The sequence below is a fragment of the Sorangium sp. So ce1504 genome (genome assembly GCF_051521635.1).
Taxonomy (GTDB): domain Bacteria; phylum Myxococcota_A; class Polyangia; order Polyangiales; family Polyangiaceae; genus Sorangium; species Sorangium cellulosum_B.
In genome coordinates this window covers 12,729,735-12,747,006 of the sequence record NZ_CP150365.1, presented here as the reverse complement: position 1 = coordinate 12,747,006, position 17,272 = coordinate 12,729,735, and the positions used below count along the sequence as shown (strand labels likewise).

Genomic DNA, 17,272 nt, shown 5'->3' with positions numbered 1-17,272 from the left:
CGCGCATTGCCGCCCGCCCCTCCGGCGGCGTCCGCGCAGCAGCCTACATCGCACTGCGCGTTCACCTCGACGGTCGCACCATGGCTCCAGACGACGCGCACGGCTGCCAGGCGGTCCGAGCTACTGCTCTTTCCGACGGACTCAACCCGCTGACCGCTGGTGCCCAGAGTGGCGGAGGGCGTGCGCGATGCCGCTTTGCAGGGTGCCCAGGGTGGTGATACCGGACAGATCCACGCCGAGGGTGACCAGCGTCTGCGCCACCTCCGAGCGCACGCCGGTGAGCACAACGCGCGTGCCGAGCAGCTGGGCGGCGCGCGCGGTCCGCGTCAGCGCATCGGCGACGTGCGCGTCGACCGCGCGCACGCCGGTGACGTCCAGGATCGCGGTGTGTGCGCTCTGACTGCTGATGCCGGAGAGCAACGTCTCCATGATCTGCGCTGCGCGCGCGCTGTCGATCGTCCCTACGAGCGGCATCGCCACCACCCGGTCGGCGATCGGGATGAGCGGCGTGGACAGCTCCCGGAGGGCCGCCTGCTGGGCGACGATGATCTTCTCCTGCAGCGCGGCCCGCTCGGCCTCCGCGTGCCTCAGCGAGGTGGTGTTGGTGACGACGCCGCCGAGGCCGATCGGCTCGCCACGCCCGTCGAGGATCGGGAACTTGACGGTGGAGAAATGAATACTCGTGTCGCCGAGCAGCAGGACCTCTTCGTACTGCATCGCCTTTCCCCCGGCCATCACGTCGTGCTCTCTCGCCACGAGCTCCTCGATGGCCTCGGGGGCCAGGGGGCTCAACTCGTATTCATCCTTGCCGATGACCTCGAAGACGTGCCTCTGGAGGACCTCCGCGTGAGCTCGGTTGACGAAGACGTAGCGACCGCCTGTGTCCTTGACGAAGATGGAATTGCGCGAGTGGTCCAGCAGCTGAAGGAGCAGCTGAAGCCGCCCGAGCAGCACGTGCTCCCTCCACGGGGGGTCGCCGGCGTCCTCGACGATCGCCGCGATCTCACGCGCGCCGCCGCGGTCGTCGCGCAGCACCGCGTGGGTCCACCGGAAGAGGCGCGCCTGCCCGTCTTTCGTCCTGCCCTCGCTCGTGGCCGAGGCGAACCGGTTCTCCGTCCAGTCGAGCATGAGCGCACGCACCGCGTCCGGGGACACGGGATCTGCGCCCACGAGCTCGGAGAGCCTGCGGCCGACGGCCTCGCCCTCGCTCCAGCCGAAGACACGTTCGGCGCCATCGCTCCAGCGCGTCACCATGCCATCGGGACGCCAGTGGATCAGCGCCGGCGCCGGTGTGAGCAGCCACGCGAGCGCGCCGAAGGCGGCGTGAGCGTCCGCGCTCACCGCGTCGGGCCGCGCTGCTCCCTCGGCCGCGCCGCCGCTCGACCGCTCCGCCAGCGCGCTCTCCAGCTCCTCGACGCGCGCGTGCAGCGCTGCGATCTCTGCCCTGAGCCGCCCGATCTCCCCCGATCCCTCATCTATCATTCGCTAGATGCTGGACTGTATCCGGAGCGCGCCCGGGATTGCAAGGTCGACATCCCCGAAGAGTACGCGAGATCCGTACGCCGGCACACTACGACGCTGTGAATCGCGACGTTCCCCGATTGACCAACGGGATGGGCGCGGGGCTGCACGTCTCCGATGGTGGATGGGGTCGTGCCGTCTCCCTCAGCGCGAGGTCATTCCCAGTTCTTGCGCTGGGGATTCACCCAGGGGGAGGTGCACATCACGCAATCATCTCCGTAGAAATAGTGTTTCCCGCCGGCGTCCTGGTAGATCCAGTAACGGAGCCAGGCCACGATCGCTGGCCGCTCGACGCCTCCCACGTCGCGCGTGATGTACCCATGATCCGCGCCCATCACCGTCGCCAGGAATGTCTGGGTCTGGGACATGTCGTACGTTTTTTGCTGCATCGGAAGCCCGATCGTGTCCTGCGTTCCGCTGGTCTGCAGCATGGGCCCGTGCAGGGCCGCCGTCGCGATGTGGCCGTGAATGGAGACGACGGTGGCCACGGCCTCGTGGCCGCCGATCTCCACGGCGGCGGTACCGCCGACCGAGTAGCCCATGGAAACGGCATGCTCCACGTCGATCTTGCCCTCGTAGATGCTGCCCCCCTCGCTGTTTTGCTCGATGATCCAGTCGAGCCCCTCGAGCATGGCCGCGCGATTGTTCGGGGCGTTGGGGCCGCCCGTGAGGAGATTGGCGCCCACCACCACGAAGCCGTGAGATGCGAAGTTCGACAGGAGAGCCGTGTAGCTGGTCACCTGCGTGTTGATCCCGGGGCCGAAGATGATCGGCGCGTGCAGGAAGCCGTCCTCACCCAGGCGTTCAGGCCTGAAGATCGTGTAGTTTCCGCTGGGCCCCGCGCTCCGCTCCACGGTCGTCGCGAACGGCCCCTCGGCAGAGTAATCGGTGATCGGCGGGAGCGGCGAGCCACCGGCTCCGCCCGCTCCGGCGCCGCCGTCACCTGCTCCGCCCGCGCCTGCTCCGCCCGCGCCCGCGCCTGCTCCGCCCATTCCGCCGTCGCTCACGTCGGCGCCGCCGCTGCCGCTGACAGCGCCACCTGACCCGGCGGTCACGCCGGTCGACGCCCCGCTGGCGGCTGACACGCTCGAGCTGCCCGAGCCCGCGGATTGCGCCGCGCCGCCGCTCTCTTCGCCGCACGCCAGCATCGCGACGCTCGAGAGCAAGCAGAAGACATGGAAGCGCCTGACGGCTTTCTTTTCGTGGTACACGATGCCTCGCGGGTTACGTCACGGCAGCGCGAAGCGGGCAAGGCAATGCAGGTCCTGGAGCGTCAAATGTGAACGCTCACATTGCTGGCGTTAATCACAAACTGGCGCGCTGCGGTCACGCGGACGGCGCTACTTGGCCAGCTCTTCGATGGCCGCGGCGAGCTCCGCGGGGGGCAGCTCGTCGGCGGCGCGCCACGGCGGCATGCGCAGCGGCGAGGTCGCGGGCTCCTGCAAGCGAAAGATGGCCTTGTCCTTCGTCTCTCGGGACATGCCGTCCAGGTTCTTCACGTTGAACCTGGCGCGGTTCAGCGCCGGGTTCCCGCGACCGTCGTGGCAGCGCGAGCAGAGCTGCGTGAGCACGGCGCGCCCGCTCGCCCCCGGCGGCGGCACCAGGCCGAGCTTCACCTTCGCGTCTGCGGAGAAGAGGTCGCGCAAATCGAGCAGGGATTGTCGCGGGGCCGCGCCCGTCACCACGTCGAGGTAGGACCGGGCCCGCTCCGCGCGGAGCGCGGGATCCGTCACGTCCACGAGCGGGTAAGGCACCGAGATCGAATCACCCGCCTGCGACAAGGCGAACTGCTTCTCCCAGATCGAGCTCGACGAGCCGGCCTTGGCCTCGGCCTCGATGCGCGGGTCGAACGCGTTCGGCTGCGCCGCCTGGCCTTCGGCGACGAGCAACGCCTCGAGCTGCGCGCCGCTGCCCTCGTCGATGGCATTCTGGATGGTCGTGGTGGGGATGCCGCCGTACTGCGCGTCCGCTGCGTGGGCTTCCAGGAACTGCGCCGTGAGCACCCGATCGGACTCCGTCCGCTGCACGAAGCGCTGCGGGAACCAGTGCATCCAGGGGAACTCCAGCTCCTGCATGCGCAAGATCTTCTTCGTGCCATAGCCGCCGGGCTGGTGGCACGAGCGACAGTCGAACGACGTGTTCTCGATGTCTTCTTCGCTGTAAATGCTGAACGCTGTCCAGCCGTGCTCTATCTCTTCGGTGAGCAGGCTCGCCAGATCGCAGCTGCCGTCGTAATCACACGGCCGCTCGAACGTGAACAGGTAGAAATTGTAGTCACCGGTCGAGAGGTCGCGGCTCACGATCTCGACGAAGGGCTCGCCGCGAACGAAGCCGAGCGCGGTCATCTCAGCCGGCCTCTCGCGCATCTCGGTCACGCGCGGAAAGACGATGAGGCGCGGATTGACCGCAGAGACGGCGCCCTTCACGAGCGAGGTGGAGTTGCCGGTGAGCGCGAAGGCGCGATCTTCGTCGAGCTTGGCGACGCCGAGCAAGCTGGCGAAGTCGGTGATGTCCGGGCGGGGCGTGGCGCACACCGCCTGCCAGAAGCTGTCGCCGCGCGGCGTCGCGCACAGGGCGCGGTGCTGCGCATCGCGCCTGGGTAGGCCCGACAGCTCCGGGTCGGGAGCATTCACGGACGGCAGCGTGTCCCAGTCGGTCGTCGCCTCGTCCGTCGCAACGCCCCCGCCGATCTCGCCGACGCACGCCGCCAGCAGCAGCGAAACCAGGCACAGGCTCTGCATGCGCCTCACGCGGGCCTCCCTCGGCGGGCGCCGAACGTCATCAACCCCGCCACGAGCGCGAACCCGAGGAGCGGCGCGTGGCGGTCGCCGCGCCCGCCCGCCACGCTGCAGCCAAAAAGGCCCTCCTCGCTCGGCTCCTCCCCCGCGCCGTCACCCTCGCTCGGCTCCAGGTCGACGGTGCCGTCCAGCTGCTGCACGTAGGCGATGAGCTGCCCGAGCTCGGGTTCGCTGAGCGCGCTGGTGAAGGCGTGACGATCTTCGGGGTTGGCCGTGACGAGGACATCGCGCAGCGTTGGCGCGGAGCCGTCGTGCAAGTACGGCGCCGTCTCCCAGACGCCGTTCAAGGTCGGCGTGTCGATGCCGAACAGCGGCTCACCCGCGCGCATACCAGACGACGCCTTCACGGTGCCGACGTCGTGCAGCTTGCCGCCCGCGCTGTCGGTCCCGTCGGGACCCGTGTGGCAGAAGCCGCAACCCAGGCGCTTGAAGATGGCGCGACCCGCGACGCCGTCCTCGGTGAGCGAGCCGTCCGGGTCGCGAAAGGGGCTCGGCCGGTACGTGTCGAGCGAGCCGAGGAACGCCGCCAGCGCGTCGAGCTCGGGGCTCAGGCCGGCCTTCTTGTCTCCGCGCGGCGTGCCGACCGTCCCCACAGCGAGCTGCTCGGCGGTCAGGAAGCCCTTCCCGCCGAACAGGTGGCGGATGTTGTCGTCCGAGTCCTGGATCTCGTCGAAGCTGCCGCTCCAGTTGACGTTGCCGTGGCCCGTGCCGCGCCGCCCCAGCAGCGAGACGGTGTTGCGGAGCCCCTCCCCCGCGCTGCCGAAGTCCCAGACTCGCCCGTCCTCCGCGCCGTCGAAGTGGCACGACGCGCAGCTGATGTAGCCCTGGTCGCTCATGCGGATATCGGCCGAGTTGAAGAACAGCTGCTTGCCGCGCAAGACCTGCGGGTCGAGCTTCTCGACGGCGACCGTCGGGATCTCGGCCAGCTTCTTGGTGATGAGGTCGTGCGAGCTGACGATGTCGGCGACGTCGTAGACCGTCACCGTGCGGCTGAGCGACGCGTGCACGAACAGCTTGTCGGTCTCGGTCAGCGCCAGGCCGCGCGGCGCGAAGCCCGCCTCTTTCAGCGCGGTCACGAACTCGCCCGTGTAGGCGTCGCGGACCTCCACCAGGGCCGAGCCGGCGACGCTGATGAACGCGTAGTCGCCGAGCGGCGTGAACACGACCTGGTTCGGCAGGTTGCGATCGTCCAGATCGATGCGCCGCGCGACGTCCTCAGCGCCCTCCGCGAGGTTCAGCAGCGCCACGAGCGGACGTACCGTGTTGTCGTCGGTGAGGTCGAGCCCATCGCGAAATGGACCACGAAAGATGTTGTCCTTCTTGCCCGGCACCCACGCGAACGAGCCGTCGGGCGAGAGCCCCACCGAGAACAGGTAGTTCGGCAGGCCGCGCCCTTGTTGGTCCGTGTCCTCCGTCGTGGTGTCCGCGGCGAGCGCGAAGCGCGTGCTCACCTGGAAGGTCGCCGCGTCGATGCGCGCCACCTCGCCGTGGCTGTCCTCGGAGAGGAAGCGCGTGACGTAGATCTGCGAGCCGTCGTGCGACACCGAGACGCCCCGCGGCGTACCGCCGAGCGAAAGCTCGGCCACGACGGCGCCGCTCGCCACGTCCAGCTTCAGCACCTTGCCGACCGCCATCAGCGTCACGTACGCGGCGTCCCCGGTCGGGCTGATCGCGAGGCCCATCGGTTGCGACGCGTACGGCAGCGCGATCTCGCGCTCCACCGAGAGCGACGCGGTGTCGAGGATGGAGACTGAGTGCGCATCCCGGTGCAGCACCCACAGCGTGCCTTGCGCCGTGAGCGCGAGCCCGACCGGGCCGCGCGCCACCGGCACCTCCGCGACCTTGGTCAGCGCGCTCGCGTCGAGCACGCTCACGCTGTCGTTCTCGTAATTGGCCGTGTAGACCTTCGCGTTCGGCGGGTCGTACACGAGGTCGGTCGAGCCCGCCGCGCTGCCCGTGACGAGCGGCCGGTGCGCCGTGTGCACGAAGGCGACGCTGGTGAACCCGACATCGTCTTTCACCGTCACGAGCACCGGGTAGTGGCCGGGAGCGGCGTAGGTGTGGACCTGCTGCACGTCGTCGACCATGAACTCGGTGCGCGTCTCGTCTCCCATGTCCCAGCGCACCTGAACGGGGCCGACCGCGTCGCCGATCGTCAGGTCGAACGTGACGGCCTCGCCGGCGAGCGAGGGCGCGCGCACGGGGACGCTGGCCGTGACGGCGCGCGCCTCGGCCGGCCAGGCCGCCGCCGCGCAGATGCCTCCGAGCAGGCCGAGGAGCTTCGGGAGCGAGCGCATGGCTCAGGGACCGGTCGTGAACGTCGACTTGAACTCAGCCGCGATGCCGTTGCCGACGAGATCCTTCATGCCGTCCTTCGGCAGGACGATCTCGTAGGTCGTGTTCGGCATCAGGTCCTCGTCGGGATCGAAGCTGACGATGCCCATGTACAGGCCAAAGCTCCCCTTCAACGGCTGCCCGCCCATCGGCCTTACGATGAAGCTGCCGTTGTGAACCGTGGCGATCTCGACGTTGTCGGTGAGGCTGAGGCCGATGCGCGACTTCCTGGACAGCCCCGTCGCCCCGTTCTTCGGCAGCACCGTGTCGACCGCCGGGGGCGTGGTGTCCGGCTCGGTCGAGTGCGCGGCGATGACCATGCCGCGGTAGGGCAGCTCGTCGTCGGCCAGCACCAGCAGGCTGCCGACCGGGATCGAGAACTGGTCGTCGCCGTTCGTGAACTCGAGCCGCCCCCAGACCCGGCTCTTGATCGACATCTTGTGGATGTCGCGCACGTCGATCTTGGAGACGCCGGCGTCCGGCCGCAGGTGACCGAGGAACAGGGTGCCGTCGGAGAAGCTCATGTACTCGGACCCGGCGGGGTAGCCCATGGCCCTGAACGCCGAGTCGGGCAGCGTGGCGATGGGTGAATTGGCCGAGCCGATGTCGGTGGGGTCGGTCAGCACGTCCCACACGCGCAGCGGCGACTGCACGTAGATGTGCTTGCCGTACAGACCGCAGATGTAGCTCTTGCTCGGGGTGATGAAGTCGAGCGCGACCGGGTTCATCGGATCGCTGATGTCCATCGTCGCGATGCCGCCGTTGTCCTTGGGCGTCGTGATGACCAGCGTATTGCCCACGGCCCACAGCGGACCGGCGCTCACGCCGCCGAACTGCGAGATCGGGATCTTCTTGACGAACTTCACGTCCTCGGGATCCGCGGCGTCCAGGATGTGCAGGCCCGTGTTGGTGCCGCCGACGTAGATGACGCTGCCCTGCCAGTACATGCCCCAGACGGAGTCGGTGAAGTCCCCGTAGTTGATGCCGTCGAGCTTGACGAGCCTCACGTGACGAGGCGCGCGGGCGTCGGTGACGTCCCAGATGTCGACGCCGGTGCCCGAGGTGGTGACCTGGTAGAACTTGTCGCCATAGCGGCCGAGCGACGTCTGGTGCGACTCCGCCTCGCCGACGCCCTTGGGCCCTCCCCTGGGATCGAAGCCAGGGCTCTGGATGCGCGAGAGCATCTTCGGGTTGGCCGGATCGGCGATGTCGTAGAAGACGATCTCGGCGTTGCCGGCGCCCTGAACGTATCCGTTGATGACGATCGGCTGGTTCTGGTGATGGCCCGCCTCGAGCGTCGGCGACACCAGGCCGTCTCGCCAGCTGTTGCGCGGCAAGTTGATCTTGTTCGCCGGCATGGGCATGTTCGGGATCTTGCCTTCCGGGGCGGTGATCGTGTCCGGGTCGATTCCGCCCGCGCCGCCGCTCCCGGTCGTGGCGGCTCCACCCGAGCCGCTCGTGGCGCCGCTGCTCGTGGCGCTGCTGCTCGTGGCCCCGCTGCTCGTGGCGCCGCTGCTCGTGGCTCCTGCCGCCGGCGTTGGGGCTGCGCCGCCGCTGCCCACCACCACGGAGGTGGTGTCACCGGAGCTGCCGCCGTCATTTCCTTCCGGTGAGTTGAGGTCCCCGCCGGAACACGCCGCGAGCACGGCGGCCAACGAAGGAAAGCCGAGCCAACGTAGTCCCATCCTCGTCGAACGCATGCCTGACCTCTTCTGTAGCGTGTGAATCATGATAGGTGGCCATCCCAACGGAAGGTGGAGCCGACAGCCCCCACCGCGATCGCGCCGGCACACGGGCACACGGGCACACGGGCACACGGGCACACGGGCACACGGGCACACGAACGCGCCCCCAAAATGAATCGGTTAAGATGAAGCCAAATGTGAGCGTTCACATTCGGAATGTCAAGCGCGATCGGCCGCACGCATTTTGACGCGATCCGGCGGCTTGACGCTGCAGGCCAATGAACGCCGGTTTTCGATTGACGCTATAAATGTGAACGCTCACATTCGGTGCCCGGGTACTGGACGTCCGAACGGCGCAGCTTGGCGTGGTGGTGCTCACCGTCGCCATGGTCGTCGTGTTCGATAGGCTGATGAGGAGGTGCTCGACATGGACTACGCTCGTTCGAAGCGGATTGCTGGTCTTCTACTTTCGGCATGGCTCGGGGCCTGCGACGGTGGTGAGGCGAAGCCGGACACGGCGGCCTCTGGCCCAGGAACGTCGTCATCGAGCTCCAGCAATAGCTCGAGCAGCAGCGGCGCAGGCGGCAGCGGCGGTGAGGGCGTCAGCAGTGGCACGGTGGGCAGCGGCGGCGCGACGGGCAGCGGCGGCGCAGGCGGCAGCGGCGGCGCAGGCGGCAGCGGCGGCGCAGGCGGCAGCGGCGGCGCGGAAAACGGCGGGGGCGGCGCAGGCAGCACGCCGCCCCCGACAGAGTTCGACAATCCCATCATCAAGTACGATGCGCCAGATCCGACCAGCGGCCCCGGAGACTACGTCTTTACAGCGGACGGCGCGGCCATGGCCTGGAACAACAAGGTCTACCTCTATACCGGCCATGACGAGCAGGCCGAGGGTGCAGAGGGCTACCGCATGTTCGACTGGCGGCTCTGGACATCGTCCGACATGATCCACTGGGAGAACAAGGGCGCGGTGATGCGCTACAATGTGTTCTCCTGGGCTCGCGGCGGCGACTCGACGGGCAACGCCAATGCGGGTCAGGTGGTCGAACGCGACGACGAGGACGGCAACCCGAAGTTCTACTTCTACGCGCCGGTGGAGGGCGGCCAGTCCGGCTACGGGATCTCGATCGGTGTCGCGGTCGCGGACAAGCCGGAAGGGCCGTTCAAGGACGCACGGGGGATCCCGCTCATCTTCCTGGCCGACACCGACGGCACGGCGGACCATTCGTGGCGAAACCTCGATCCGACGGTGCTCGTCGACGACGACGGCCGGGCCTACATGTACTGGGGGAATGGGGTCTTGTACTGGGTCGAGCTCGAGGACGACATGATCCACCTGAAGGGTGAGACCTACACGACCGACGGCAGCGGGAAGATGCAGAACCGCAGCATCAGCGGCGTCCAGATCCACGTGCTCAAGAACATCCCCAGCTACACCGAGGCGCCTTATCTGTCCAGGCACGGCGGCCTCTATTACTTGACCTACGCTTCGGGGTTCCCGGAGAGCATCTCCTACGCGACCAGCACGTCACCGGAGGGGCCGTGGCAGCATCGAGGCGTCATCCTGGATCCGGTGCCGAACAGCAGCACCATTCACCAGTCGCTCTTCGAGTTCAAAGGGGCCAGCTACCTCACGTACCACAACGCCGCGCTGCCGACCGGCGGTAGCTATCGGCGATCCACGTGCGTCGATCGCGCCTACTACAACGACGACGGAACGATCCGGAAGATCGTCCCGACACACAGGTGATCTGCACAGCGCATGAAGCGCTGACTCCAGAGCAGCTGCTCGTCGCCAGCATCGAGCTGCCGGATCCGCTCGCTGGATAGGAGCTCGCGGTGGCCGCGGAGCGGCCGCGCACGGTCACGGGGACAGGCGTCGATGCCGTGATCCTCGCGAGGCGCGTGTCGTAATCGGTCGTGATCGGTCGTGATCGGTCGCGATCGGTCGTAATCGGTCGTAATCGGTCGTAATCGGTCGTGATCGGTCGTGATCGGCCGTCCGACGATCTCACTTCTCCTGCGCGAGGGTCTCTGATATGAAGTCATCATGAGATATTTGCGCCAGTTCTTCGCATGTTCCGTCCTCGCGGCTCTTGCGATGCAGGTGGGTTGTGGAGCGGAGGCGCCGGACGGCGTCGAGCAGGCGTCGGAGGTCGGCTCGATCAGCCTCGCCCTCGTCGGGACCAGCGTCACGGGCGCGACGTACCGCCTGTCGAACGCCTGGTTCAGCATCCACGGTCCGACGAACCGGCGCGTCGATGGCTCGACCGAGACGCCCGTGATCACGGAGGTGCTTCCGGTCGGCCACTATGACGTCTACCTCGAGCCCTCCTGGGTCCTCGAGCGGTGGACCGGCGCCGGTTACCAGTCCGTTCAGGCGGTCCTGACGTCGCCGAATCCGCTGCAGGTCCTCATCGACGAAGGCACGACATCGACGGTCGTGTTCCAGTTCCGCGCCGACGACGACATCGTCTCCGTCGGCCAGGGGAGCATCGACATCGTCGTCGGCGTCGACGACACGGCGGCCCCGCGCGAGGACACCGACGCGGCCTGCGGCAACGGCTACGATGACGATGAGGACGGGCTCGCGGATTGCGCCGATCCGGAGTGTCAGGGGCTGCCCCTCTGCGCGCCGCCGAGCATCGCGGCGCAGTTCACCGACACGCTCGGCGATGACATCCCCGCCATGTGGCCTGCTGTCGTGCTCGCGGATGCGACAGACGCGGACGACATCGTGCTGGAATGCAGAGAATGTGCAGACTGCGGGACGTCGCGGTGGAGCCTCGCGAGCGTGGGCTTCAGCCAAGAGCAGATCAGCGAGATGACCTATTACTTCACGACCAAGGAAGAGGTCGTGGACGGGGCAGAGGACATCATGCAGTGGTCAGCTGGCTGCGTCGACTGCTTCGGGACCTCTTGTTACCCGCAATACAACTTCTTGTACTGGAGCGCGGGCAGCGGCCTGGCGCACTTCCATCTGACCGAGACTGCAGCGGACTGCAGCTCCTCGGTGTGGAACGTCATGGGACCGCGGGATACGAACGGCGCCGAAGGAAACCTGTGCGGGCCCGGTGTCGTCGGAGGCATATCCCAGTATTCCGGCAAGGTGGGCGAGTGGTTCCAGATTTCGATCGTGAACCCGCGGTAGGGGACCAACCAAGGTCGGGTGCCCCCTGACCATCCACCGCCGGATGGGCGCTCCGAGCGACGGGCAGCGAGCGCGTCGAGGAGCGGCAGCGCGTGGGGCGCGGCCTTCCGCCATGCCACGGCGATGCCTCTTTTCGTATCACTCTGCGGGTCCGTTCCTCCGCTTCACGGCTCCTTTGCGCGCGTCGAGCCCGGCGGCCGACTCGACGCGATCGGCGTGAGGGCTGCCCGGGTGTGCCTCGAGGAAGCGCCGCGCCGCCGCGTGTGCGCCCGCGCGATCCCCCTTGCTCGCCAGCGCCTCGACGCGGATCGCGGCGGCCTCGTCGGAGAGCTGAGCGCTCGGGAACTCGCGCGCGTGGCGAGCCAGGAGCGCGAGGGCGGCCGCCGGATCGCCGCGTCGCAGCGCGCGCCGCGCGGTGTCGAGCAGCGCCAGCTCGGAGGCCAGCGTCGGCGCGTTCCTTTCGCGTGCGCGCGGGCTGTTCACCGCCGTGGCGGCAGGCGCCGTGGCGGCGGGCGCGGCCATGGGCGGAGCGTCGTCCGTTCGCTCCTCCGGGGCGCGCTCGTGCAGCTCCACCTCGGCCGCGCCAGGTGCGCGCGGCGCGGCGAGCGCAGCCGGCGCGCTGGACGCCTCCCGAGCGCGCCTCGCGGGCATCGGCGCGTCGACGTGCGTCCATTCCGCGACCCCGAGCGTGAGGACCCCCGCGAGCGCGCCGATCCCGAGCGCGCTCAAGATCCCGCTCCCGCCCGCCACACTCGCCACCTTCAGCGCGGCGCTCGCCCCCGCCGCGGCCGCGCCCCCCGTCGCGGCCGCGCCCCCCGCCCCCGCGGCCGCGCCCCCTGCCACGACCGCGCCCCCCGCCCCCGCGGTCGCGCCCCCTGCCGCGCCCGCGCCCCCCGCCCCCGCGGCCGCGCCCCCCGTCGCCGCCACGGCCGCGCCCCCCGTCCCCGTCACGGCGGCGCCGACGCCGACCGCGACGAGCATTCGCCGGGTCAAGCCGCTCGGCGGACTCTCGTCGAGCGCCGCGCGGAGGAGCGTCGTTCGCAGAGCACTCCCCTTCTGGTCCAGAAGGCGCTCGGGATCGGTCATGGCGATTCACCTCGGAAATGGGCCCGCGCCTCTATCCGCCTCACGGCGGCCTGGAAGTGCTCGCGCGCCCGGCGGAGGCGAGACGCGACCGTGCCTGCCGGAAGATCGAGCAGCGCCGCGATGTTCGCCGTCGTCATCTGCTCCAGCTCGAACAGCACGAAGACAGCGCGCTGCTCGAGGGGCATCGTGTCGAGGATGGCATCGAGCGTCGCGCGGGCGCGAGCGCGATCCATCATCTCCTCGGGGTCCGGCGCCGGGTCGACGCGCTCGCAGGGCGCTTCCTCCAGCACCTCCCGGCGCCGCTGCTGGGTTCTCCGCGCGCGCGAGGCGATCCGCAGCGCCGTGCTGAACAGGAACGCGGCCTCCCGGCCCGATTCGATGTCCCCGAGCCGCCGGGCCGCCACGAGGAAGACCTGCTGCGCCGCGTCCTCCGCGTCGGCGCGCGGCACGCCGAGCCGCACCAGCGAGCGCCAGACGAACGCCGAATGCTCCATCACGAGCCCGGTGAGGCGCCCGGCCGCCGCCCGGCTGTCGGGCGGAACTGCGGCGGGGAGCTGCATCAGGGTCAGCGCTTCACCACGGCTCACGCCTTGTGCAATCTCCGGATCGAGACAACTCGATCACAAAATCGACAAGCCAGCACGGAGCAGCAGCATCTGGTGACCGCGGGCACTTCGTGGATGAGCTGCGCCGAGCGTTCGAACAAGCATGAACGCCGCGCCAGCGGAAATTGCGGTCCTTATTGCACGTCGACGCGCACAAGCGCGCTGGGCGTGGGCTCCCCGTACTGCATCCGCGTCGCCTCACGCATCGAGCACGACCGCGCGCGCAGCGCCTTCGTCGTCGCCGGCGCTCGCGGTCACGACGACGCTTCCTTTCTTGTGCCCTTGTTCGACACGGGCAAGCACCGTTGTTCTCAACCCCGCTCGCCCGACGCGTCACCTTTCCACTGAAAGACGTGCTCGAGCGGCGCGCCGAAGGCCGCCGCGATGCGGAAGGCGACCTCGAGGGAGGGCGAGTAACGGCCCTGCTCGATGGCGACGATGGTTTGACGGGTGACGCCGACCTTCTCGGCCAGCTCCGCCTGTGTCATCTCGCCCGCCTGAAACCTCAGCGTGCGGATGACGTTCGTGATCCGAGGTTGCCCCTTGCCCATGCCGCGTTCCATTCCTTGAACGTCATCTCGCCCTCCGAGGCAGCGCGTCCTTCCCCATCCGCAGGAGGCGAGCTCCGCCTGCCACACATCCGGCCGCGGATGGCCGGACGTCTGCGCCGCTTCACGCGCGCGGCCACGGCTCTGTTTCCTCGCGGTTTCGCCCCGCTCCGCGCCCCGGCGCCCGCTCCGCGGCCGCGCTGGTTCGAGGCGTCAGCGATCCCTGGAGGGATCGCTGACACCTCGAACCAGGTAACTGACCGGCGAACCAATGTCAATTATTTGATACATGGAGTCGAAATTAATGGACACAGAGTCCAGTTTCTACGACATCAGGGTGCTCGCCGTACCTTCCGTCAGCGAGGGCGCCATCGTAGGCTCTCTGGCGATGCTCACTCCCACGGTGGTCGTGTTCGACCTGGACGGTACGTTGATCGACAGTCGGGGCGACATCGTGGCGGCGGTGAACCATGCGCTGGTGGCGACGGGCCGGGCCCCGCTGCCAGGGCAGGTGATCGTCCGGTACGTGGGCGACGGCGCGCGTGCGCTGTGTGCGCGCGCGGCCAGGCTCCCCGAGACATCCGAGAGCGTCGAGGACGTCCTCCGCCACTTCCTCGACTACTACGCGCGGCACCCGCTCGACTTCACCCGCTGGATGCCCGGCGCGCAGGAGATGCTCGAGAGGCTCTCGGACCTCGGCGATCTCGCGCTCTGCGTCTGCACGAACAAGCCGCGCTCGACCACCGACGCGGTGCTCGCCGCGCTCGGGGTCGGCGCGCGCTTCCGCGCGGTGGTCGCGGGCGGCGACGTCGCCACCAAGAAGCCGGATCCCGCGCCGCTGCTCCACCTCGCGGCGCGCGTCGGCGTCCAGCCGCACAAGATGGTGATGGTCGGCGACGGCCCCCAGGACATCGAGTGCGCTCGCCGCGCAGGCGCGCGGTCGATCGCCGTCCTCGGCGGCTTCGCATCGCAGGACGAGCTCCTCGACGCCCACCCCGACGTGCTCCTCCGTACCATGGGAGAGCTCTGGGACGTCCTCCGCCGCTGGCGCGACGCGACGGTCAGGCTCTCCACCGTTCGTTAGCTGCACACCCGCGCGCGTCGGATCTGCGCGCGCGGCCGGCCTGCACGCGCGGCCAGCCTCCCTCCCCGCACGCGCAGGACGTCGCCGCCTGCGCGCCGCTCAGGCCGCGACGCCCTCGGCGATCTCGCGCCCGAACGCTGTCGCGTTGAGGATCGCGCGCAGGCGCACGCGCGCCCGGTGGAGCCGCGAGCGGACGGCGCTCTCGCTCACGGCGAGCTTCTGCGCGATCTCCTGGAGGCCGAGGTCCTCGTGGTAGTGCGCGAGCACCACGTCGCGGTAATCATCCGGCAGCTCGCAGAGCGCCTCGCGGACGTACGCCTCCCGCTCCGCCGCGGACGCGGCGTCGTCCTCGCCGATCGTGCTGCGCATCGTCGGCAAGAGGCCGAGCTCCTCGAAGTCGAGACCCTCGACGATGCGCGCGCGCTGCCGCCGCTGCGACCGCATCAGCATGAGCGCCTCGTTCGCCGTCACGCGGAAGAGCCACGTCGTGAAGCTCGATTCGCCGCGGAACGAGCGGATCGTCCGCACCACCTGCAGCAGCGTCGACTGCACGAGGTCGAGCCGATCCTCGTCGGACACGGGGTAGCGCGCGAGCTGCCGCTCCACGTGCGGGCGGATGAGCCGCGTGAGCTCGTCGAGCGACTCCCGATCGCCGTCCTTCGCCCGGCAGATGACCTCGGCTAACGGGCCCGCGCTCGCGGCGCGGGGCGAGGGGCGCGACCCGACCACGCCGGGCGGGGTGAGACCGCAGGGCGCCAGAGGAGTCTCAGGCCTCGTGCTGGCGCTCGGTACATCGGTCGGAACGGCGGTCAGAGCCATGAGCCATCTCTCCGTCGAGGGCGCCGCGTGCGCTTCCGGCCCACGGGCCCGGTGGTGCGCTCCGACCAGCAAAGGCCTTGCCACGGCAAGCTCAACGGACGTGCGCGCCGCGTGCGCACCGCGTGCTCAGCCGGTATAAGCGGGGCCACGATGTCCAGCGACGCTCCGCGATGGGAAGCCCCCCGAGGGCGAAACAGCCAAGTTCCGACGCCCGGGGTGGAGCGGCCAGCGCCGTCCGCCTCCGCACCGCAGCGCGAGTACGGGCACCCGCTGCCCGCCGGTATGCGCGATCTCCTCCCCGAGGAGGCGCGGCGCCGGCGCGCCCTCGCCAAGCGTGTGCTCGATCACTTCGTTCTGTACGGCTACCAGCCGGTCTCGCTGCCCGCGTTCGAGTTCGCCGAGGTGCTCGAGCGCGGGCTCGGCACGCTCGACGCCGCGGACGTGCTGCGCTTCATCGAGCCCGAGTCGGGCGAGGTGGCGGCGCTCCGCCCGGACATGACCCCGCAGATCGCGCGGCTCGTGGCCACGCGGCTCGCGGACGCGCCCCGCCCCATCCGCCTCTGCTACGAGGGCACGGTCCTCCGCCGCCGCCAGGGGCGGGCGCGGCGCGATCGGCAGATCCCGCAGGCCGGCGTCGAGCTCTACGGCGTCGGCACGCTCGCGGGCGACCTCGAGATCCTCCGCCTCGCCGCCTCCGCGGTGCGGGAGGCTGGCCTCGATCACTTCGTGGTGGACCTCGGCCACGGGATGATCGCGCGCGCGCTGCTCGACGCCGTCCCGGCGGCGCTCGCGTACGAGCTCTCGGAGGTGATCGAGCTGAAGGACGCCTCCCGCCTCGCCGCGGTGCTCGCGAGCCCGAAGGCCGCCGACGTCCCGCGCCGCATCGTCGCGGCCATCGCCGCGCTGCCGGACCTCGCGGGCGGCGGCACGGCTGACCCGGACGGCGCCGCGGTCTTCGACCGCGCCACGCGCCTGCTCACCGGCACGCCCGCCGAGGCGCCGCTCGCCGAGCTCCGCGCGCTCTGGGACGCGGCGAGGGCAAGCCCCGAGCTCGGCCCGGCGCTCCGGGTCGACCTCGGCGAGCTCCGCGGTCTGGCGTACTATACGGGTGCAATTTTCCACGTGTTGGCCGATGGCCCCGGGGAGGCGATCGCGGCGGGCGGGCGCTACGACATGCTGCTGTCCCGCTTCGGCCTGCCGATGCCGGCCGTCGGCTTCGCGCTGAACCTCGACGCGATTGCCTGGGCGCGCGACGTCGCGGGCGCGGCGGACGAGCCGGCGCTGCGGGTGCTCGTCGCTGTGCGGCCGGAGCGCGCCGCGTCGCTCGCGGCGGCGCTGCGGGGGCTGGGCCTCCCGGCCGTGACGCACGCGCCGGACCAGGATCCGGAGGGGTACGCGCTGTCCTGGCGGTTCTCTCACCTGGTGCGGGAGCGGGACGGGGCGCTTGTGGTCGAGGCGACATCCGGCGGCGGCGAGGCCGCGACGAGCGCGAGCGCCGTTCCGGCGGCCCTCGACGACGCCGCGGCGGCCCAGGCGATCGTGCTGAAGACGGGGGCAGGACGTCCGGGCGGCAAGTAGACGCTCGCTCGGCAAGCGAGCCTGGGGTAAAGGCGAACCTGGACCCGGACGGAGCCGCTCGGAGTG

At 69.8% G+C, this 17,272-nt stretch carries 13 protein-coding genes; 4 read left to right on the top strand and 9 right to left on the bottom strand.

The annotated features are described in order from the left end of the window. Positions 1-141 precede the first annotated feature (141 nt). The 5 genes from WMF39_RS48070 to WMF39_RS48050 form a co-directional block, all read right to left on the bottom strand. Positions 142-1,482, bottom strand: coding sequence for a PAS domain-containing protein (locus WMF39_RS48070; protein ID WP_437743144.1), 1,341 nt, complete (start codon positions 1,480-1,482; stop codon positions 142-144). 194 nt (positions 1,483-1,676) lie between these two features. After that, positions 1,677-2,732, bottom strand: coding sequence for a poly(ethylene terephthalate) hydrolase family protein (locus WMF39_RS48065; protein ID WP_437743143.1), 1,056 nt, complete (start codon positions 2,730-2,732; stop codon positions 1,677-1,679). 129 nt (positions 2,733-2,861) lie between these two features. Next, positions 2,862-4,262 (bottom strand): c-type cytochrome, encoded by a 1,401-nt coding sequence (locus WMF39_RS48060; protein ID WP_437748129.1) that lies wholly within the window; start codon positions 4,260-4,262, stop codon positions 2,862-2,864. Between the two features lie 5 nt (positions 4,263-4,267). Continuing rightward, entirely contained in the window at positions 4,268-6,616 is a 2,349-nt protein-coding gene (locus WMF39_RS48055) for a PKD domain-containing protein (protein ID WP_437743142.1), read from the bottom strand. Positions 6,617-6,619: 3 nt separating this feature from the next. After that, a complete protein-coding gene (locus WMF39_RS48050) occupies positions 6,620-8,353 on the bottom strand; it encodes an Ig-like domain-containing protein (protein WP_437743141.1) in 1,734 nt (577 codons plus the stop codon). A gap of 412 nt (positions 8,354-8,765) precedes the next feature. On the opposite strand from WMF39_RS48050, the gene WMF39_RS48045 reads away from it, so the two are divergent. Both WMF39_RS48045 and WMF39_RS48040 read left to right on the top strand, forming a co-directional pair. Further along, entirely contained in the window at positions 8,766-10,085 is a 1,320-nt protein-coding gene (locus tag WMF39_RS48045; protein WP_437743140.1) for a glycoside hydrolase family 43 protein, read from the top strand. Between the two features lie 300 nt (positions 10,086-10,385). Next, entirely contained in the window at positions 10,386-11,486 is a 1,101-nt protein-coding gene (locus tag WMF39_RS48040) for a hypothetical protein (protein ID WP_437743139.1), read from the top strand. 138 nt (positions 11,487-11,624) lie between these two features. Here the strand turns inward: WMF39_RS48040 and WMF39_RS48035 are convergent, their stop codons facing one another. From WMF39_RS48035 to WMF39_RS48025, 3 genes are all read right to left on the bottom strand, one after another. Next, positions 11,625-12,572, bottom strand: coding sequence for a hypothetical protein (locus WMF39_RS48035; protein ID WP_437743138.1), 948 nt, complete (start codon positions 12,570-12,572; stop codon positions 11,625-11,627). Then, the gene (locus tag WMF39_RS48030) at positions 12,569-13,159 is read right to left on the bottom strand and encodes an RNA polymerase sigma factor (protein ID WP_437743137.1); all 591 of its coding nucleotides are present in this window, start codon (positions 13,157-13,159) and stop codon (positions 12,569-12,571) included. The genes WMF39_RS48035 and WMF39_RS48030 overlap by 4 nt, the downstream gene beginning before the upstream one ends. A gap of 329 nt (positions 13,160-13,488) precedes the next feature. Next, a complete protein-coding gene (locus WMF39_RS48025) occupies positions 13,489-13,728 on the bottom strand; it encodes a helix-turn-helix transcriptional regulator (RefSeq protein ID WP_437743136.1) in 240 nt (79 codons plus the stop codon). A gap of 301 nt (positions 13,729-14,029) precedes the next feature. On the opposite strand from WMF39_RS48025, the gene WMF39_RS48020 reads away from it, so the two are divergent. Further along, positions 14,030-14,809, top strand: a complete 780-nt coding sequence (locus WMF39_RS48020) for an HAD family hydrolase (protein ID WP_437743135.1) — start codon at positions 14,030-14,032, stop codon at positions 14,807-14,809. 99 nt (positions 14,810-14,908) lie between these two features. Here WMF39_RS48020 and WMF39_RS48015 read toward each other — a convergent pair whose 3' ends face one another. Beyond that, entirely contained in the window at positions 14,909-15,538 is a 630-nt protein-coding gene (locus tag WMF39_RS48015) for an RNA polymerase sigma factor (RefSeq protein WP_437743134.1), read from the bottom strand. A 372-nt stretch (positions 15,539-15,910) separates the two neighbouring features. On the opposite strand from WMF39_RS48015, the gene WMF39_RS48010 reads away from it, so the two are divergent. Next, positions 15,911-17,206, top strand: coding sequence for an ATP phosphoribosyltransferase regulatory subunit (locus WMF39_RS48010; protein WP_437743133.1), 1,296 nt, complete (start codon positions 15,911-15,913; stop codon positions 17,204-17,206). Positions 17,207-17,272 lie beyond the last annotated feature (66 nt).